Annotated in this window: 17 protein-coding genes and 3 other annotated features; of the genes, 12 read left to right on the top strand and 5 right to left on the bottom strand. The window is 38.3% G+C overall.

Annotated features, from left to right (window positions below; translation table 11 throughout):
* The first annotated feature begins 668 nt into the window (after positions 1 to 668).
* Positions 669 to 926: a LapA family protein gene (locus I5818_RS19910; RefSeq protein WP_071977637.1), complete on the top strand. Its 258-nt coding sequence runs from the start codon at positions 669 to 671 to the stop codon at positions 924 to 926.
* 196 nt (positions 927 to 1,122) lie between these two features.
* On the opposite strand, the gene I5818_RS19905 is transcribed toward I5818_RS19910, so the two are convergent.
* From I5818_RS19905 to I5818_RS19895, 3 genes are all read right to left on the bottom strand, one after another.
* Positions 1,123 to 1,614 (bottom strand): GNAT family N-acetyltransferase, encoded by a 492-nt coding sequence (locus tag I5818_RS19905; RefSeq protein ID WP_078109954.1) that lies wholly within the window; start codon positions 1,612 to 1,614, stop codon positions 1,123 to 1,125.
* A 195-nt stretch (positions 1,615 to 1,809) separates the two neighbouring features.
* A complete protein-coding gene (gene serA / locus I5818_RS19900; protein WP_078109955.1) occupies positions 1,810 to 3,435 on the bottom strand; it encodes a phosphoglycerate dehydrogenase in 1,626 nt (541 codons plus the stop codon).
* Entirely contained in the window at positions 3,428 to 4,582 is a 1,155-nt protein-coding gene (locus I5818_RS19895) for a pyridoxal-phosphate-dependent aminotransferase family protein (protein ID WP_078109956.1), read from the bottom strand. Before I5818_RS19895 ends, serA begins: the two co-directional genes overlap by 8 nt.
* Before the next feature lie 192 nt (positions 4,583 to 4,774).
* Positions 4,775 to 4,988 (bottom strand) — a binding site (T-box leader).
* A gap of 200 nt (positions 4,989 to 5,188) precedes the next feature.
* Here I5818_RS19895 and I5818_RS19890 point away from each other — a divergent pair.
* A complete protein-coding gene (locus I5818_RS19890) occupies positions 5,189 to 5,866 on the top strand; it encodes a lipoprotein (protein ID WP_078109957.1) in 678 nt (225 codons plus the stop codon).
* A 94-nt stretch (positions 5,867 to 5,960) separates the two neighbouring features.
* Here I5818_RS19890 and I5818_RS19885 read toward each other — a convergent pair whose 3' ends face one another.
* The gene (locus I5818_RS19885) at positions 5,961 to 7,727 is read right to left on the bottom strand and encodes a glycoside hydrolase family 13 protein (RefSeq protein ID WP_078109958.1); all 1,767 of its coding nucleotides are present in this window, start codon (positions 7,725 to 7,727) and stop codon (positions 5,961 to 5,963) included.
* A gap of 279 nt (positions 7,728 to 8,006) precedes the next feature.
* Here I5818_RS19885 and I5818_RS19880 point away from each other — a divergent pair, with 279 nt between their 5' ends.
* The 6 genes from I5818_RS19880 (at position 8,007) to I5818_RS19855 (ending at position 15,258) form a co-directional block, all read left to right on the top strand.
* A complete protein-coding gene (locus tag I5818_RS19880) occupies positions 8,007 to 9,317 on the top strand; it encodes a sugar ABC transporter substrate-binding protein (protein ID WP_065107322.1) in 1,311 nt (436 codons plus the stop codon).
* A gap of 82 nt (positions 9,318 to 9,399) precedes the next feature.
* The gene (locus tag I5818_RS19875; RefSeq protein ID WP_071977644.1) at positions 9,400 to 10,701 is read left to right on the top strand and encodes a carbohydrate ABC transporter permease; all 1,302 of its coding nucleotides are present in this window, start codon (positions 9,400 to 9,402) and stop codon (positions 10,699 to 10,701) included.
* Entirely contained in the window at positions 10,698 to 11,531 is an 834-nt protein-coding gene (locus I5818_RS19870) for a sugar ABC transporter permease (RefSeq protein WP_078109959.1), read from the top strand. The genes I5818_RS19875 and I5818_RS19870 overlap by 4 nt, the downstream gene beginning before the upstream one ends.
* A 22-nt stretch (positions 11,532 to 11,553) precedes the next feature.
* On the top strand, positions 11,554 to 13,122 hold the full coding sequence (locus I5818_RS19865; RefSeq protein ID WP_078109960.1) for an alpha-amylase family glycosyl hydrolase: 1,569 nt from the start codon (positions 11,554 to 11,556) through the stop codon (positions 13,120 to 13,122).
* A gap of 84 nt (positions 13,123 to 13,206) precedes the next feature.
* Positions 13,207 to 14,235: a Gfo/Idh/MocA family protein gene (locus I5818_RS19860; protein WP_078109961.1), complete on the top strand. Its 1,029-nt coding sequence runs from the start codon at positions 13,207 to 13,209 to the stop codon at positions 14,233 to 14,235.
* A gap of 54 nt (positions 14,236 to 14,289) precedes the next feature.
* Positions 14,290 to 15,258, top strand: coding sequence for a sugar phosphate isomerase/epimerase family protein (locus I5818_RS19855; RefSeq protein WP_078109962.1), 969 nt, complete (start codon positions 14,290 to 14,292; stop codon positions 15,256 to 15,258).
* A gap of 94 nt (positions 15,259 to 15,352) precedes the next feature.
* On the opposite strand, the gene I5818_RS19850 is transcribed toward I5818_RS19855, so the two are convergent.
* Positions 15,353 to 15,505, bottom strand: coding sequence for a hypothetical protein (locus I5818_RS19850; RefSeq protein ID WP_169846893.1), 153 nt, complete (start codon positions 15,503 to 15,505; stop codon positions 15,353 to 15,355).
* Between the two features lie 359 nt (positions 15,506 to 15,864).
* Positions 15,865 to 16,118, top strand: a binding site (T-box leader).
* Positions 16,119 to 16,160: 42 nt separating this feature from the next.
* Positions 16,161 to 16,412, top strand: a binding site (T-box leader).
* A gap of 116 nt (positions 16,413 to 16,528) precedes the next feature.
* Here I5818_RS19850 and trpE point away from each other — a divergent pair.
* Genes trpE through trpC form a run of 4 tightly spaced genes read left to right on the top strand, consistent with a single transcriptional unit; the run spans position 16,529 to position 20,301 of the window.
* Positions 16,529 to 17,944 carry an anthranilate synthase component I gene (trpE, locus tag I5818_RS19845; protein ID WP_071977649.1) on the top strand — a complete coding sequence of 472 codons (1,416 nt, stop codon included), beginning with the start codon at positions 16,529 to 16,531 and terminating at the stop codon, positions 17,942 to 17,944.
* Complete coding sequence (locus tag I5818_RS19840) at positions 17,919 to 18,518, top strand: anthranilate synthase component II (protein WP_071977650.1); 600 nt, start codon at positions 17,919 to 17,921, stop codon at positions 18,516 to 18,518. Before trpE ends, I5818_RS19840 begins: the two co-directional genes overlap by 26 nt.
* On the top strand, positions 18,502 to 19,527 hold the full coding sequence (gene trpD, locus I5818_RS19835) for an anthranilate phosphoribosyltransferase (RefSeq protein ID WP_071977651.1): 1,026 nt from the start codon (positions 18,502 to 18,504) through the stop codon (positions 19,525 to 19,527). Before I5818_RS19840 ends, trpD begins: the two co-directional genes overlap by 17 nt.
* Complete coding sequence (gene trpC, locus I5818_RS26125; protein ID WP_071977652.1) at positions 19,528 to 20,301, top strand: indole-3-glycerol phosphate synthase TrpC; 774 nt, start codon at positions 19,528 to 19,530, stop codon at positions 20,299 to 20,301.
* Positions 20,302 to 20,328 lie beyond the last annotated feature (27 nt).

The raw sequence follows: 20,328 nt of genomic DNA, 5'->3' as shown, positions 1-20,328 counted from the left end.
TACTGAAATTATTATACTTTTAGTTAAGTTTTTCTTATGAAGTGAATAGAATCAAATGTATGTTTAGCACGTACGGGAGATGTTTTAGTAGAATTTACAGGGTTACGGATATAATAGGGAAGCAAGTTATTGCATTTTGGTAATAGGGTATCTCATGAACTCGGTAACCAATGGGCGTGGTTGATTCCCGTGAAGGGGGGAACCAATGTGTGCAGGTTAACTAAAGTTAGTAGTAGATTACCCTAATGGAGGATATTCCGTGTGCAGGGTAACCAAAGTAGGTGTTTGATTCCCCTAAAGGAGGAACCAATGTGTGCAGGGTAACTAAAGAACGTGTTAGATTACTCTGAAGGAGGAAATTCCGTGTGCAGGGTAACTAAAGAGCGTGATAGATTACCCTAATGGAGGATATTCCGTGTCCAGGGTAACCAAAGTAGGTGTTTGATTCCCCTAAAGGAGGAACCAATGTGTGCAGGGTAACTAAAGAACGTGTTTGCTTACTCTGATGGAGGAAACAATGTGTCCAGGGTAACTAAAGTGCATGGTAGATTACCCTGAAGGAAGATAAGCACAAACAATGAATCAACCTTCTCCCAAAGGTTGCTGTGAAAGCTAGCATTTTGGACTATCCTTTGATAATATTTAATTTAAAAATTTATGGGTGGCTTATGAAAAAACAATGGAACCTATTATTTGCGCTCGTTGTCGTCTTAATTATTGCTATTTTTTCTGTGATCAATGTTGAACCGGTAACGGTAAATTATTTATTTGGCAAAGCCGAGTGGCCATTAATTCTTGTCATTATTGGGTCTGTTCTACTAGGAGCAATATTGGTGGGGTTAATTGGTATGATGAAAATTTATCAGCTTCAAAGAGCCTTAAAAAAAGCAGGACATAATGATATAAATGATGATTTAGAGAGGTAGAATCGGATTGCTGTTAAGCAAACCTATTAAAAGTTGAATGAATCGTATGTTACATAAGGAAGAACAACTGATTATTGTATGCCTAAAAAAGGGTTGTCTATTTAGGAGTTAGACATTAAACGCTCCTTTGCTTTTGAGACAACTCTGTTAATATCGGTAACAGGGTTGTCTCAAAGAGAACTTGACTCTACAGCAATTACAATTCCTTCACTAAATTAAACCAAGTCTCACCTGCATGTGTCGAAACAGATTTACCTTCATTGACAAAGCCATTTGCTTCATAAAAAGGAATTAAATAATCTAAGCAGGTTAAAGTTATACCGTTTCTTTGACTTTTTTTACAAGCTTCTTCTAGCCTCTCTAACAGACGTGTAGCAATTCCCCGCCCTCTATAATCAGGGTGAACGACAAGGCTAAGAATACTTTGGAAGCCTTCACTCGTAGGATTGGGATGAGTATTCTCAAAGAGATCATCCGTCAAATAACGATTATTTATCACTGGCCCCACCACATATCCAATTATTTTATCCTGTTCATCTCTCGCAACAATAAACGTATCAGGTATATTCTTAATTCGTTCACTCATGGCTTTTTCCGTAGCCGCTTCATCTGGTCTAAATCCTAAATTTTCGATATGCATGAGTTCTTTTATATCATTTAAACCGGGCTTGGTGTAATGAATATTCATTATGAAATCTCCTTCGTAACTATTTTATTCATTCATTATAAAAATACTTACAGGATTTTCTCAATATGTTCCTTACTAAGTAAATAGCAAACATTTATCACAACTCTTTTTTTTAAACCTGTAATCTATAATAAAACCTTCTTTTTTACAAAAAAAACACGAGTAATTGAAGTCCTCGTGTCAATTTTACAAAATTTATAAATGCAATGCCTTCTCCACACTTAACTCTTCCTCATAGGATAGCTCCAAAATTTGTACATCCTCTAGTCCAGAGATTGAGTGGAGAGCATGTGTGACTTCTTGTTCGATCTTTTTATCAAGAGTGAGGATCATGATTGCTTCTCCTCCTATCGCTGCACGCCCCACCTGCATCGTTCCTATATTAATAGAATAACTGCCTAATATCGATCCAACCTGACCAATCATTCCTGGAATATCCTGATGTTTTATATAGAGGAGATGTTGCTCCGGGCGCACATCTACACGATAGTTGTTAATATTGACAATTCGAGCGCCATATCCATTTAGGACCGTCGCACCGATATTGACTTTTTTATCCCCTTTATATAAAACTAGCTCCATATAGTTGGCGAAGCCTTTGTTTGTAGCATTTCTTTGGACATTATAGGAAAGCCCATGTTCCTTTAATAAGTGAATGGCATTGATTAAATTAACTGAATCACTTAAATGATAGGAGAGTATCCCTTTTACCATATATCTCGTTAAGAGACTTGTATCTTCTTCGACTAGATCTCCGTAATAGGCGATATCAATTTTTTCTGGTGCTTTCTTCAGTAATTGTATGGCGATTTCAGCGAGTTGTTCACCAAGCTGGAGATACGGTTTCATTTTTAGTTGGGTTTCTCCAGACATTTGTGGAGCATTAACTGCGTGACGAATTGTTTGCGATTCGAAAATATTGATAATCTCATCACTTACTTCTTTTGCGACTTTTTCCTGAGCTTCTTCTGTTGATGCTCCGAGATGTGGGGTGACAATGATGTTTGGATGTTGGAGTAAATCTAAGTTAGTAGGAGGTTCTTGCGTAAATACATCTAAGGCAGCACCAGCAACATGACCGCTTTGTATGGCACGGATTAAGGCAGCTTCGTCAATAATTCCACCACGGGCACAATTAATGATTCGTACTCCTCGTTTTGTTTTTTGTAAAAACTCATCGTTAACTAGGTTTCGTGTTTCTTTAATGAGTGGGGTGTGGACGGTGATAAAGTCAGACTGAATGGCAATTTCATTAATGCTTGCCTTAACGATACCAAGCTTTTTGGCGCGCTCCTCAGTTAGATAAGGATCATACCCTAAAATTTTCATTTGGAAGCTTTTTGCCCGTTTCGCCACTTCCGTACCAATCTTCCCCATCCCAATAATACCAAGTGTTTTTTCATATAGCTCAACCCCTTTAAAAGCATTTCGATTCCACTCACCGTTTGACATGGATTGATAGGCATGTGGGATTCTACGAGCTAATGAAAGTAGCATGGCTAAGGTATGTTCACAGGCAGCAATGGTGTTCGCACCAGGTGCATTAATGACAATAATTCCTTTTCTAGTGGCTGCCTCAACATCAATATTGTCGACACCAACACCTGCACGTGCAATGATTTGTAAGCGGTGGGCTGAATGAATCAGCTCCTTCGAAACGATTGTTTGACTGCGGACAATCAGGGCGTCATAATTGCCGATGATTTCCCTAAGCTCAGCACTGGATAGCTGATCCTTTTTATCTACTAAAATAGATGGATGCTCATATAAGCTCTGTAATCCCTGAACATTGATAGAGTCAGTTACTAGTATTTTATACATATTCTCTCCAAACCTCCTCGGCCTTTTTCGTTGCTTGCCCAAGCACATTTCTACCTTCTATTGTATGAATGGTCATTTCTAGGCCCGTTAGAACTTTTAAAATATCAAAAGGGGTGCAATAGCCCATATGACCAATTCGGAAGATTTCTCCCTTTAATTTCTTTTGTCCTCCAGCAATGGTGATGGAGTATTTATCTTGAAGTGTCTTTTTTATTTGATTCGCTTTTCCATTTAAAGGTTTAACTGAAGTGACGGTAGGGGAAGCATGCTCATCTGAAACCAGTAATGGGAGCTCGAGTGCTTTGATCCCTTCGCGAACCATTGTTTTTAGAAGCTGATGTCTCTGAATCACTTGCTCTAAGCCTTCTTCTTCAATCATGTAGCAAACCTCAAGTGCTCCGGCTATTAGTGAAACGGCAGGTGTAAATGGTGTTGATTTTTCCTTATCATAGGATGCAAAATAGCGATTTAAATCTAAATAAAAACGTTTAGATGAACAGGATTGAATCCTTTCTCTTGCGATATGATTGACAGCAATAAAGGCGAGGCCTGGTGGTAACATTAAGGCTTTTTGCGAGCCGGAAACAAGAATATCAATATTCCATGCGGCCATATCCACTGGTACGGCACCAATGCAGCTGACACCATCAACAATAAATAAAGCATCTGTTATTCGCTTGGTCACAGCGCCTAACTCCTTAATGGGGTTTAGAACACCAGTGGATGTTTCACAATAAGTAGCAAATACCGCCTTACAATCCTTATGAGCATGTAAAAAGTTCTCCAATTGGTCTGGAGTGCATATTTCACCCCATGGAATCGTTAAACGATATACGGTCGCACCAAAGGTTTCACAAATCGTGGCAAAGCGTTCTCCAAAGGCTCCGGTTACAATCACAACGACTGGATCATTCTCTTCGATAATATTAGCTGCAGCGGCTTCTAATGCGGATGTCCCACTACCTGTTAGTACGAGGACGGGATCCTTTGAACCGAAGATCGGCATAAGTCTTGTAGAGACCTCTTCTAGTAATTGTGCAAACGCTTGACCTCTATGACCAATCATAGGCTGATTCATCGCGAGCTTTACACGCTCAGGGATCGGAGTGGGACCTGGGGTAAATAAATATTGCTGGTTTAATAACATGTTTTCTCATTCCTTTCATGATCATTTTCTAGCAAAGTAAGGCCATTTTTCGTATAAGAGTGTGGCTTTTGTAAAGTGTTCTTATGAAGTTTGCAGCTCTTTTTTCAGTGGAATGTAGCTAAATAGCAACAAGGTTTAAGAAAAGAGCCTAAAAATAAAAGCCCCTCATAATCAGCCGATTTTCAGCCAATTATGAGGGACGATCATCCGTGGTGCCACCCTCTTTTATTACTATGTACATAGTAACCTTCATGAAAATAACGGCATCATACCGTGATAGCCTACTTGAATGGTTCAGCTATCCAGTTCAGAAGTGCTCGGCATTATGAAGCAAGAGTATCGGTTTTCAGCAACCACCGACTCTCTAAAAACTCTTTCTTCACACCATCTTCGTCAAAACTTTTAGAAAAATAATATTGTTTAAAATACTTTACCAAATTCCTTTATTCATGTAAAGGATTAAAATTAGATTTTTTTATCCTTTATCCACACCTGTCTGTAACCATTTCATGTATCGATCGTCTATTAGATAAGGGATTTGACGGATGTTAATCTATTTTTATAAGAAGAACGTTACCTAAATAGTTAGAAAAAAAGGGGAGCGAAATGAAAAAATTATTGTTCATCATTCTATTTCTTGTTCTATTAACTGCTTGTAGCCCATCTCATGTTGTCATCGATTGGGTTGATTTTCTGCAGATCAATGGAAAACATTATACTGGATCTCAACAATTAGTTATTTCAAAGCAAACATTAGTAAAGGATAAGATCGGCGAAGTAAGATTTGAAGTAAATGAGCATGTGAAAAATCCTAAATATAAAATAAATGAGGGGGATGCCGCTTATTTATCAAAAGGAACAGACGTCTATTCGATTGAAGGATATCCTGATCATTCCATCGTTGCGGTTGAAGATAAAACAAAGATTCATGGGTATAAGCTATACAGTACCGATAATGCAGAAACCCTAGATGTGAAAAGCATGGATAAAGATAAAGTTCAAAGAATAGAGGTATATATGTCCGATGGGATAAAACCGATTAAACAAATAAAATCTTTAACTGGAGAAGAGGTTAAAGAGTTTATAGAAATTCTTGAAGCTGGAACAGTAAATTCAGCGTATTTACCTGACACATCAAAGGATCCTCAAATGTTTGATTTTGTATGTTATACAGCTGCACCGATTGCCTTTCGTGATACTGTATTTTTCGATGGAAAGGTCTATTATTGGTATTCGTCCGAATTAACGATTATAGATGATGGGATAGTGAACTATTTGAAATAGTCATGTGTTTTTCGGGGAAGGGGATGTGTTCAAACGAGGATACTAGCAAACTCAAATAGGAAAGCCTTAAGCAAGACTTTCCCAGAGTGTTTTTTTACAGTTTTCTTGATTGTAAAATAGTAAATCCTAAACCAGGCAAACTAAGTTCCTCTACATCGCTAGTCAATTGTTTCTCGTTATTCCATAGGTTCGTCACTTCATCATTTTTTGCCAAAAAGGGGATACTAATTTGAATAGGTTGCTCACTATTATTGATGGCAATGAAAATCGACTCATTCTTGCTTCTTTTTTCATAAATAATATGGTTGGTTTCTGTGTTACTTTCAATGATATTAAATTCACCTTTATTCCCTAGTGCTGGGACTTTTTTTCGTAAGCTGATCAGCTTTTGGACAAATTCAAAGAGTTCTAAATCCTGTTCTTGTTTATCCCAGATCATGCATTTACGGCAACCAGGATCTTGTCCGCCCGTCATTCCGATTTCGTCGCCATAATAGATACATGGACTTCCAATGAACGTTAATTGAAATAAAAAAAGCAGCTTAAGTCGATCCTTGTTTTCATTAGCGATCGTTAATATTCGCGGTGTATCATGACTTCCGAGTAAATTGAATGAAACCTCGTTTACATTGTTAGGATAAGAATGTAAAACATGAGATATTCTTTGCGCGAATACGTCAGCATTGATGGTCCCTTTTGCAAAAAAATCGAGGGCACTTTGTGTGAAGGGATAGTTCATGACGGCATCAAACTGATCCCCTTGAAGCCATGGCATCGAGTCATGCCAAATTTCGCCTAATATATAGGCATCGGGTTTAACTGACTTTACCGTTTTTCGAAATTCACGCCAGAAGCTGTGATCTACTTCATTGGCTACATCTAGACGCCAGCCATCGATATCAAATTCCTCAATCCAATAACGGGCAACGTTAAGAAGATATTCTTTCACCTCAGCATTTTCTGTATTTAGCTTCGGCATTTGCTCTGTAAATGCGAATGTATCATAATTTGGCCTCGGCTTTGTGATAATAGGGAAGTCTCTTATATGAAACCAATCCTTATATTTAGAATGCTCCTGATTTTTCAATACATCTTGGAAGGGTGGAAAATAATATCCGCTATGATTAAAGACAGCATCCAACATCACTTTGATTCCGTGCTGATGACATACGTCAACGAGTCTTTTAAAAGTAGCTTTATCACCAAACTGCGGGTCAATCTCCATATAATCAATGGTGTCATATTTGTGGTTAGAGTAGGCTTTGAATATAGGGGTGAAATAAAGACCTGTGATACCTAATTCAACGATGTGATCAATATGTTGAATGATTCCCTCAAAATCACCTCCAAAAAAATTATCCCACTTAGGTTCTGTACTTCCCCATGGAAGGGTATTTTCCGGATTGATCTTGGGATCTCCATTTGCAAACCGTTCTGGGAAAATTTGATACCACACTGTATCTTTCACCCAATCGGGAGCATGAAAAACATCTGCCTTATTTAAAAAAGGGAAGCAAAAGAAGTAAGAAGTATCGTCAGTAGGGATCTGATCAAAAAAACCTTTCTCTCCATAAACCATCGTTTCATTTCCACTCATCAGTTCAAAACCGTAGCGCATCCTTCTAAATTCAGGAGCGACTTCAACAAACCAATAGTCAAACAATTGATCGCTCCCACTTATCGTCATGTGTTTTGTAGAAAAGATCCAACCGTCTTCATTCCATGTATATGGATCCCCAAAGATAAGATTCACTTTTTCAATATCGTTCTTTTTCGTTCGTATACGAATATGAAGTGTTTTGTCATTGTAAGCATAGGCATAATTGTTTTTTGGTCGGTGATAAATGGATTCAATATTCATAATGCTACCTCCCTTTAACGGTATATGAAACTATAATAATAAAAAAATATCATATGAGATAATTTAATGCAAACGGTTGCTTTTAGAATTTTCAAAATGTATAATAATTTCATGCAACCGTTTTCATTAGAAAAGGAGGGAAAATAAACGTAAAAGTGGTATTATCATATTATTTTTTTAGTTATTTCAAAAATAGTAGAACAGATCACGATTTTACATCGAAAACAACAAAGCTTTTCGAAATTTAAGCGAAGAAACATTTAATCGAGGGGGATGAAAATGAAGCTTAAAAAGACAATGGGAATAATCGCTTCTAGTATTCTATTGGTGGGACTCCTAGCTGGCTGCACCCAGCCAAAGGGAAAGGAAAAAGCAAGCAAAGAGGTTGAAGAGAATGCAGAAGTGAAGGAAATTAAACCCGAGGAGGGAGCCAGTCTTATTCTTTGGGATAATGGCGGTGCGGAAGCAGAATGGGCCAATTACGTCGCTGAGGAATTTGAAAAGAAATATAATGTTCCTGTTGAAGTTCAAGAGGTCAGCCATACGGATGCAGCTGGTAAATTAGAAACAGATGGTCCAGCAGGACTTGGAGCAGATGTCTTCAACGCAGCCCATGATCATTTAGGTACTCTCGTTTCAGGTGGATTAGTATATGATAATTATTTTGCAGATGACTACAAAAAAGACTATATGGATGCTGCTGTAAAAGGGACATCGTTCATAGATAAAGATGGAGAATTGAAGATGTACGGTTTTCCAATTGCGATTGAAACCTATGCACTCTACTACAATAAAGATATTGTGAAGAAAGTTCCGGAAACATGGGATGAATTATTTGAGCAGGGAAAACAATTTCAAGAGGGATCAACGAAAAAGGATCGTAAATATGGATTAATGATGGAACCAGGGAATTTCTATTACACATATGCATTCATGGCAGGATATGGCGGATATATTTTCGGAAATGACAATACCAATCCAGAAGAAATAGGGATCAATTCCGAAGGGGCAATCAAATCTGGTGAATTGATGAAAAAAATTCATAGCGAGCTACTCCCTCTAAAGAAGGAAGATATTACTGGTGATGTGATTTCTTCATTCTTTAATGAAAATAAACTAGCATTTAGGATCTCAGGACCATGGGATGTGAAGAATCATAAGGATGCTGGAATTAATTTCGGTATCGCCCCACTCCCTAAGCTGGATAATGGAGAAACACCTAAATCTTTCTCTGGAATTAAAGCATACTACGTAAACTCCTACAGTAAATATCCAGAAGCAGCCACACTTTTAGCCCAATTTGCATCTAGTGAAGAGATGCTTTTAAAGCGTTATGAGATGACAGGGCAATTACCACCTAAGAATTCACTCCTTGAAAATGACACAATCAAACAAGATGAAGTCTCAATGGCATTTTTAGAACAAGCTCAAAATGCTGTTCCTATGCCAAATATCCCTGAAATGCAAGCGGTATGGGGACCAATGGAAACAGCTTATACGGCTATATGGAATGATGGAATGGATCCGAAAAAAGCATTAGATGCTGCATACGAACAAATAGAGGATGCCATTTCTACTCAGAAAAAGTAGTCATATGAATAGCCGATATCCTTTGAACATGGGGTATTGGCTTTGTTTCTTACTTGGATTACCCAAAAGGAGATGGTATAGGATGAAATCACATGCCAAGATTAGTACAATCCTCTCTCTTTTATTTATGGGATTGGGACAAATCTATAATCGGCAATACATGAAGGGCGTATTATTCATATGTTTAGAGATTTATATTGTTGTATTTTGGTCATTACCCTTTCGAAACGCAATGTGGGGGCTAACGACCCTTGGGGAAACCACCCAAAAAAGGATTGGCTTTAAAATTCAACCAGGTGATCATTCCATATTTTTAATGATTGAAGGCATCATTTTTCTCATATGTGGATTGTTATTGATTTGGGTCTATTATTTAAATATTCGTGATGCAAGGAGAGTAGGAATAGCAAGGGATTTAGGCCAAAGGCCGAATCATTTTAAGGAAACCTTACATGTGATCGCAGAAAAAGGATTTCCTTATTTGCTGCTTACCCCTTCAATTATATTTACATCGTTTTTGACCATATTACCGCTATTATTCGGTATTGCTATAGCCTTTACCAATTATTCGGGACCAAACCATCTACCACCTGCTGCTCTTGTTGATTGGGTTGGTTTTCAAACATTTATTGATCTTTTTAATTTGAAAACATGGAATCGTACCTTTTTAGGAGTATTTGAATGGACAATCATATGGGCCATTCTCGCAACAGTGACGACTTTTTTTACGGGGTTACTTTTTGCTGTTTTATTAAATTCAAAAGGAATACGATTCAGAGCCTTTTGGAGAAGTATTTATATTCTTCCTTGGGCCATTCCTGCATTTGTCTCTATCTTGATAATGAGAAATCTATTTAATGGGGAGTTTGGGCCAATTAATCAATACTTAGAAGCTATCGGCTTGGCGGGAATTCCTTGGCTTAGTGATCCGTTTTGGGCAAAATTTACTCTTGTTGTCGTCAATATTTGGTTTGGATTTCCTTTCTGGATGGTCTTAATGAGTGGGGTTATGACGGGAATTGATAAAGAACTATATGAAGCGGCGGAAGTAGATGGCGCTAGTCCGAGACAGCGTTTTTGGCGAATTACGATGCCAATCGTCATGTTTTCGACCGCTCCGTTACTCATTATGCAATTTGCGGGAAATTTTAATAATTTTAATATGATTTATTTGCTGACACAGGGGGGACCTGTAAATGTTGATTATAGCTATGCTGGTTCAACGGATATTTTAATTTCATGGATTTACAAGCTTACGTTGGATCAAAGTCAATTTAATATGGCATCTGTCGTATCCATCCTCATATTTATTGTGATCGCATCGATATCCGTCTGGAACTTTAGACGAACGAGAGCATTTAAAGAGGAGGATATGATGTCGTGAACAGAAAAACAAAAGAGAAATGGATTAGTGTTGGTAAACATATCATTTTAGTGCTAGTGGCTATATTTACTGTTTACCCAGTGGTATGGGTTTTTATTGGCTCGTTAAATCCCGGGGATTCCCTTTTTAATACCTCTCTATTTCCTAAGTCACTCACTTTCAAACATTATGTTGAGTTATTTCAGGATACACAATATTTCAATTGGTATAAAAATACATTAAAAATTGCCATTTGGAATATGATCATTTCGACATTTTTGGTTGTTACTGCTGCATATGCCTTTAGCCGTTTTCGCTTTCCGGGACGGAAGGAAGGCTTAATGACGATGTTAGTTTTGCAAATGTTCCCAGGGTTTATGGGGATGATTGCTATCTATATTCTCCTGTTGCAACTAGGGTTACTAGACAATCATTGGGGGCTTATTTTGGTCTATGCTGGTGGTTCAATTCCTTTTAATGCATGGCTTGTGAAAGGGTATTTTGATTCGATGCCAAAAAGCTTGGAAGAAGCCGCGAAAATGGATGGGGCGGGTCATGTGACGATTTTCTTTCGCGTGATGATGCCGTTATCTGTTCCAATTCTTGTTTTTGTTGCCGTTTCAAATTTTATTGGACCATGGATGGATTTTATCTTTGCTCGGCTTGTCCTGCGGTCTAATGAAAATAAAACTCTAGCCATTGGCCTTTTTGAAATGGTAACTGGTCGGGGGAATACGGAATTTACTACGTTTGCTGCTGGGGCAGTATTGGTGGCCATACCAATTACCATTCTATTTATGATTTTCCAAAAGTATATGGTAGAAGGTCTGAAAGCAGGAGCGAATAAATAATCTTTCTAGTTGGGAGGTTCTCATGAAAAAAATACGAATAGGCTTACTATTCTTGTTTTTACTCGTAGCGGGTTGTGATTCGCAGGTCACCTCGAATAAAGAGAGCAAGAAAATGTCCTGGTCAATCGATCAAAATGTCGTTGAGGATTCGAAACATCGTGTGTTCTATGAGATTTTTGTTCGCTCCTTCGCTGATAGTAATGGGGATGGAATAGGGGATTTAAATGGTGTCACAAAGCAGTTGGACTATTTAAAGGAATTAGGGATTGGCGGCATTTGGCTCATGCCTATTCAACCATCCCCTAGTTACCATGGATATGATGTGACTGATTATTATGATGTAAATCAAGACTATGGCACATTAGCGGATATGAAAATGTTAGTGGAAGAGGCCCATAAAAGGGATATAAAAATAGTGATGGATTTAGTCATGAATCATACATCAAATAAGCATCCGTGGTTTCAAAAGGCCTTAACCGGTGATCCAGTTTATCGAGATTTCTATGTGTGGAGTGATGAACAGACAAATACGAATGAGCTGGGAGATTGGAATCAAAAAATTTGGCACGGAGAATCGGAGTCGAAGTATGAAGGGATATTTTGGGACGGGATGCCTGATTTAAATTATCGTAACCCTGCGGTAATGGAGGAAATGAAAAAAATCGGTAGCTTCTGGTTAAAAGAGGTTGATGTAGATGGATTTCGTTTAGATGCAGCGAAATATTTATTTAGTTCGCATCAAGTGAAGGATCACCATGATAAAAATGCGGCATTATGGGAGGAATTTAAACAATCTACGCAAAATGCTAAGTCCGATTCATTTTTAATAGGCGAGATATGGGATACCCCAGCCATTGTAGGAACCTATCTTCATGGCTTAGATTCAGGATTTAATTTTGATTTGTCATCGAAAATTTTATCATCAGTGAAACAGGAAAAGGATGCAGGGATTGCCTCTAGCCTTGAAAGAACGAGGGCATATTTTCAAAATGTATCAAATGAATTTGTAGATAGCATTTTTATTACGAATCATGATATGAATCGGGTCATGAGTGAGGTGGCTGGAAATCAAGATCAAGCAAAAATGGCTGCTTCATTATTATTCACATTGCCTGGAAATCCGTACGTTTACTATGGAGAAGAGATAGGGTTAGAAGGAAAAAAACCGGATGAAAACATTCGTGAACCGATGATATGGTCTGAAATTAAGGATGATTCATTGAATACGACATGGATCAAGCGAAAATATAGTAAAAATGCAAAACAACTGGCTGTTTCTGTACAAAAAAGTGATAAGAATTCTCTATATAACCACTATAAAACGATGATTTCTGTTCGAAAAGGACGATCCGCTTTATTAGCTGGAGAAATCAAGGGATCCGATGTTCGCAAACAAGGATTAGTCTCCTTTGAACGTATGAATGAAGAGGAATCCCTATTGGTTCTTCATAATATAACAAGCAAGAAAATGACGATTACGATTCCGAAAGAGTGGAAGGATGTTTATTTTTCTAGTCAATCATATGAAAAGCAGGACCAGAAGCTGATATTAGCCCCTTATTCGACGATCATCTTTGAAAAAGGAGTATAAAGGGTTTTTATGAAAGTTGAAGCTTGATCAAACATTTTCTATTTAGCATTAGATAAATGTGAACATAAAAGGGAGGAAGCGAAATTGAGAAAAGTAAAGGTTGGGATTATTGGTTGTGGGAGCATTGCTACACATCGCCATTTACCAGAATATATGTTGAATGATCATGTCGAAATCGTGGCTGTTTGCGATAGTGTGGAGGAGCGAGCGAAGGAAAAAGGAAGGAAGTATAATGCAAACGTTTATACGGATTATAAGGAATTACTCTCGGATTCGAATATTGAGGCAGTAAGCGTTTGTACCCCCAACTACTTACATGCGCCAATTACCATTGCAGCACTGAATGCAGGGAAGCATGTTCTTTGTGAAAAACCAATGGCTACTTCGAAGGAAGAGGCATTAGCCATGATCGAGGCAGCTGAAAGAAACAATCGAAAACTAATGATTGCCCATAATCAAAGATTTGTTGAATCACATGTCCAAGCGAAAAAAATCATCGATTCAGGGGAAATCGGAAAAATTTATAGCTTTAGAACGGCCTTTGGACATGGTGGTCCAGAAGGCTGGAGTGTTGATGGGGCGGATAGTTGGTTCTTTCAGAAAGAGAAAGCCTTTATTGGAGCTATGGGAGATTTAGGCGTTCATAAAACAGATTTACTGCGTTATCTACTTAACGAAGAAATCGTAGAGGTAGCTGCCTTTGTGGAGACAAGTTCAAAGCAGGATTCCACTGTGGATGACAATGCGGTTTGTATTTTGAAGACGGAAACGGGAATCATCGGAACACTTGCTGCAAGCTGGTCCTATGTCGCAAAGGAAGACAATTCGACGATTATTTATGGTGAAAAGGCTGTTCTTCGATTAGAGGATGATCCAGACTATTCATTAATTGTTCAATATAAAAATGGAAAAACAGATAAGCATAAATTAGGTGAAATTCAGTCTAATGAAAATGGTGGACAACATAATTCCCATGTTATTGACCTATTTATTAAATGTATTGTCGAGGATAAGGAAGTACCAATTGATGGATATGAAGGGATGAAATCATTAAATGTGATATTGGCATCTCTCGAATCATATGAAACGAAGAAAATCGTAACAATAGAGTAGGTTAGAGGAATAAAAAAATACCCAATTTATTTAATGAAAGTGTGGAGATTATTGATGAAACTTGGTGTGTTTACTGTATTATTTGGAGAAAAAAGCTTTACCGATATGCTGGATTATGTGAAGGATGCCGGCCTAAAAGCGGTTGAAATTGGCACAGGGGGCTATCCAGGAGATGCCCATTGTAAAGTGGATGAATTGCTTGAAAATGAAGGGAAGAGAGAGGTCTATTTACATGAGCTGAAATCAAGAGGATTAGAAATTAGTGCATTTAGTTGTCACGGTAATCCTATTTCGCCGAATAAAGAATTCGCCCAAAAGAGTCATGAGGACCTCAAAAAAACCATTCAATTAGCATCGCTTATGGGTGTACCGGTAGTCAATGCGTTTTCTGGAACAGCAGGCGATCATGAAGGAGCAAAATATCCGAACTGGCCTGTCGCGCCATGGCCGAATGAATTTTCAGAAGTTCTAAAATGGCAATGGGAGGAAAAGCTCATTCCTTATTGGAAGGAGATGGGACAGTTTGCAAAGGATCATCAAGTAAAAATTGGTCTTGAACTACACGGTGGATTTTTAGTTCATACTCCTTATACGTTACTTAAATTACGTGAGGCGACCTGTGATGCCATCGGAGCTAATCTAGATCCAAGTCATCTTTGGTGGCAAGGGATTGATCCCGTAGGTGCGATTAAAATACTGGTAAAAGAAAATGCGATCCATCATTTCCATGCGAAGGATACATATATTGATCAGGATCATGTGAATATGTATGGTCTGACCGATATGCAGCCTTATGATGAAGTAAGAACCAGAGCATGGTCTTTCCGCTCCGTTGGTTGTGGGCACAGCTTGCATGAATGGTCCAATATCATAAGTGCCCTGCGCACATATGGCTATGACCATGTCGTAAGCATTGAGCATGAAGACCCGATTATGTCTATAGAAGAAGGATTTACACGTGCAGTAACTAATCTCAAAGCCGTGCTAATTGAAGAAACACCAGCCAATATGTGGTGGGTATAGTGAAGGAGGGGGTCAGACCCCCTCATACAAATCCTTTTTTTATGCGCTTTTCTAAGGCATTTTGGCTTGTATTGGTGCCATAGGAAAGCGTGTTTTATTCATCCTCTTCGTCCTCCTGATAATGTTCATTGAGATAGGAGTTTTCTCTTGAGGCGAAATTTACATTTTGTAGGCTCATCTCTGGTTCTAGCCCGTACAGTTCTTTTCTTTCATGCGCTTTTTTCGAAGTAATTTCTTCTACTGACATTTTGAATCACCACCCTTATGAATGAATTTGCCTGTATTCTTCTCTTATGAAGGGATTATTATTAAAAAAAATATTGTAAATGGTTATGGAAGATAACATATGACTAAACATTTATATTAGTGAAAGACAGTTTTCCAAAAAGAACATGAAAATGTCCTTCATATGCGAAATTTTTACCAAAAATTTCGATCATTCGAGTGAAGCATTCAGGAAACATAAAAGCTCTCGCCACCTACCTTACAGCCTGATAAGCGATGAACAATGCTGTTTATCAATATTTCCTGGGTGGTAAAAAAATTTATAAAAATTCCTTGACATATAAAAACAACCGTAATAATATAATAAACAATAAATTTAAATAAACGGCGTTGACGAAGAGTAGTAATTTATATGGACTCTATTAGAGAGCTGGTGGTTGGTGAGAACCAGTGAGAACATGTGAATGAATGGACTTCTGAGCTTCCAAACCGAAAATCTAATGGAACAGTAGGCTTTGGCGAATGTCTTATCGTTACAAGAGACGGATATTAAGCTTGAAATTCAAGCTCGATATTGTCAAAGTGAGCTGTTTGTCAGCTAATAAAGGTGGTACCACGGGTTCCTCGTCCTTTTGGATGAGGGACCCTTTTGTATTTTTATACCAATTATATAAATAAAAAAATCGTTGAATAAGAGGAGTACGTTTCATTTAAATCGTTACAGAGAGCTGGTGCAGGTGTGAATCCAGTACGAGGGGTGAAACGGAATGGACTTATGAGAGGTTTCTTGAAAATGAAGTAGGGAAACACGGCTTCCACCGTTAACAGGATAGGGTATCGGATCGTGAGTATCCCGTACCTGATCACGAGGAAGGGATTAGAATTTCCCTTCGAAAAGAGGTGGCACCACGATGAGAATCGTCCTCTATAAACACAGATATCTTGTGTTTATAGAGGGCGATTTTTTTTATTTCAAAAAGTGACCGAGTATGTCTAGTTTCAGCGTCTAACAGCTTTATGAATTTTTCTTATAGGAGGAATAGTGATGAAGATTACAGGTTATAAGATCGATCATATAAACGCGGATACCCTTACTCCCATTGCTGTGTTCAATCGCATTCAGGGGAGAAAGAAATTTTTATTGGAAAGCTCATTAAAGCACGAAGAGAATGGTCGGTACTCATTTATTGGGATGAACCCCTATATGGAGTTTATTGCAAGAGGGAGTCACGTTGCAATCATCAATCAGCAAAAGGAAGTAATGAAGGAGGAGACGGGAAAACCGCTTGAGTTATTAAAAAAGTATATTCCGGGAGAAGAATTATCCATACTGAATATCCCATTTATCGGGGGAGCAGTTGGCTATATCGGCTATGATGCAATTCGAGAGTATGAAAACATTGGAGAAGTGATCAATGATGAGGTAGAAATGCCGGATATCCATTTTATGTTTTATCAAGATATTCTTGTGTTTGATCATCTGGCACAAACGATTTCGATGATTGCTTTAAATCTGAATGAAAGTAGAACAGATCAGGAGCTGGTAAAAAGCATCACTGACTTAAAAGCTTTCATTACGGACTCGCATTCAGAATTAGCTTTTGAGCTAGAGGCATCGAATGTATCGTTTACCCCATTAATGAAAAAAGCGGAATTTATGAAATTAGTTGAGGTGGCGAAGGAACATATTCTTCAAGGAGATATTTTTCAACTGGTTCTTTCGCAAAGAATGATCGGAAATATTGACCATGATTCCTTTCAATTTTATCGCAAGCTACGCAATGCGAATCCATCGCCATATATGTTTTATCTCGATTTTGAAGATTATGTGGTTCTTGGTGCCTCGCCTGAAAGCTTAATCAAAACAAAGGGAAAGCAATTGATTACCAATCCGATCGCGGGAACTCGGCCAAGAGGGAATACGAAGGCACAGGATCAAACATTAGAAAATGAACTGTTAAGCGATGAAAAGGAGCTAGCAGAACATCAGATGCTCGTGGATTTAAGTCGAAATGATATCGGGAAAATTTGTGAACCAGGAAGTATTTCAATTCCCAAATATATGATGGTCGAGAGATATCAGCATGTGATGCATATTGTTTCCGAAGTTAAAGGAACGATGAGGGCAGAGTTTTCTGGGATTGATGCATTGATTGCCTGTTTACCAGCAGGAACGGTATCTGGGGCACCGAAAATTCGCGCGATGCAAATCATCAATGATTTAGAAAAAAGAAAGCGAGGCGTGTATGCAGGGGCGATCGGCTATATCAACGTGAATGGGGATCTTGACTTTGCACTAGCTATCCGCACATTAGTGATTAAAAATGGAAAGGCCATTTTACAGGCAGGTGCGGGAATCGTTTATGATTCTGATCCGGAAAAGGAATATGAAGAGACGCTGAATAAGGCGAAATCACTTTTGGAGGTGAATAATCATGATTATCTTGCTAGACAATTATGATTCATTTACGTATAACCTTTATCAATATTTATTGGAGCTTGGGGAAACAGTAGAGGTTTTTCGAAATGATCGAATTACTGTCGAAGAAATTAGGGATATGCAGCCGAAAGCAATTATTCTTTCTCCTGGACCAGGAGTACCAGAGCAAGCGGGTATTTGTATGGACGTCATCAAGGAATTGCATCAACAAATCCCTATTTTAGGTGTTTGTTTAGGACATCAGGCAATCGGTGCTGCCTTCGGTGCAAGGATTGTTCAGGCAAGGGAAATTAAGCATGGAAAAACATCGAGAATTCTTCATACAGGTGAAGGAATCTTTCAATATATGACCCAACCACTTGAGGTGATGAGGTATCACTCATTGGTGATTGAAAAAGCAAGTTTACCAGGACAGCTAGATATTTTAGCTACATCAATGGATGATCAAGAAATTATGGCCATTAAGCATACTATCTTCCCTTTATATGGCATCCAATTCCATCCAGAATCGATTGGAACAAAAGCAGGGAAAGAAATAATCAAAAACTTTTTAGTCGAAATCAGAAAGGAGAATTCATATGAAAGCATATCTTGAAAAGATGATGGATCATCAGAGCTTATCCTTTGAGGAGATGACAAATGCCGCAAACTACTTACTTGATGAAGATATTTCCGATAGTGAAATGGGAGCCTTTCTAGCGACGCTGAAGGTAAAGGGCGAAACCGCTGAAGAAATCGCTGGACTCGTTCAAGTGATCAGAGATAAATCATTGAAAATTCAGCTTGATATCGATCATGTGATGGACAATTGTGGTACAGGTGGGGATGGCTCACAAAGCTTTAATATTAGCACTACCTCAGCCTTTGTTATTGCAGGTGCAGGGATAAAAATTGCCAAACACGGGAATCGCAGTGTTTCTAGTCGCACAGGGAGTGCGGACGTTTTAGAAAGCTTAGGAATTTCGTTAAATTTCCGAGCAGAACAAATTAAAGAGATTCTTGAAGAAAACGGGATTGCCTTTTTATTTGCCCCCAATCTTCATCCGAGCTTAAAGCGGATTATGAAAATACGCAAGGATTTAAAAATCCCAACAGTATTCAATTTAATTGGGCCATTAACGAATCCAGTCGATTTAGATACCCAGTTATTAGGCATCTACCGTCGTGACATGTTAGAGATGATGGCAAGCGTTCTTCATCGTTTAGGAAGAAAAAGAGCCCTTATCCTTAATGGTGCAGGCTATATGGATGAAGCCTCATTATCAGGAGAAAATCACTTGGTTCTTTTAGATCATGGAGACATCATTCCTTTTACATTGAAACCGGAAGATGTCGGTTTGCCACATTATGAAAATAGTGAAATTTGCGGTGGCAGTTCTGTTGAAAATGCATCTATCCTCATGAGTGTCTTAACTGGAGAAAAGGGAGCCTACAGGGATACGGTTATTTTCAATGCAGGACTTGCGATTTTTGCCAATGGATTAGCTCAAACGGTGCAAGAAGGAATAGCCCTTGCAAGAGAGAGTATTGATTCAGGAGCAGCCCTGAAAAAGTTAAACTATCTTATTGATTATAGCCAAAGAGCAAAGGAGGAAGTGATGTAGATGACGATTCTAGATGAAATTATTTTTGAAAAGGAAAAGGAAGTAAGCTTTTTAAAAAAGTACTATCAAAAAAACGAAAGGATCAGCCAAAAATCCGTTGCATCCATCTATGATTCCTTTCGAAGTGGAAAGCAAATGAATATCATTGCAGAAATCAAAAGGGCATCTCCCTCAAAAGGAAATATTAACATCGATGTCGATCCCATTGCACAGGCAAAACAATATCAGGAACTAGGGGCGAATGCCATTTCTGTATTGACTGATGGAAGTTTTTTTAAAGGATCGATGAATGATTTACAGGCAATTAGAGAGGTCGTCAATTTACCTATATTGTGCAAGGATTTTATGATTGATTTGATTCAAATCGACCGTGCCAAGGAATTTGGTGCCAATATTATCTTACTGATTGTCGCTGCTTTATCCAAGCAAAGGTTAGAGGAGTTATATCGCTATGCGAAGTCCTTACATTTAGATGTTTTAGTCGAGGTTCATAATGAAGAGGAACTTGAAACAGCCCTGCAAATTGGTGCAAACATAATTGGTATCAACAATAGGAACTTAAAAACATTTGCGGTTGATTTGGCTGTAACTGAACGATTGGCAAAACGAATCGACCAAGATGAGGTACTAATCATTGGTGAGAGTGGAATAAAAAATAAGCAGGATGTAGAACGGATGAAAAACGCGGGAGCGAAAGGAATTCTTGTTGGTGAAACATTAATGAGTAGCCCGGATTTATCTACTACTTTTCAGCAATTACAAATTCCGCTTTGATAGGATATTTTCTATACGAAAACAAGC

Source organism: Heyndrickxia oleronia (assembly GCF_017809215.1).
In the GTDB taxonomy this organism is placed as follows: Bacteria; Bacillota; Bacilli; order Bacillales; family Bacillaceae_C; genus Heyndrickxia; species Heyndrickxia oleronia.
The sequence above is the reverse complement of the archived record's forward strand: the minus strand, read 5'-3'. Positions and strand labels throughout refer to the sequence as shown.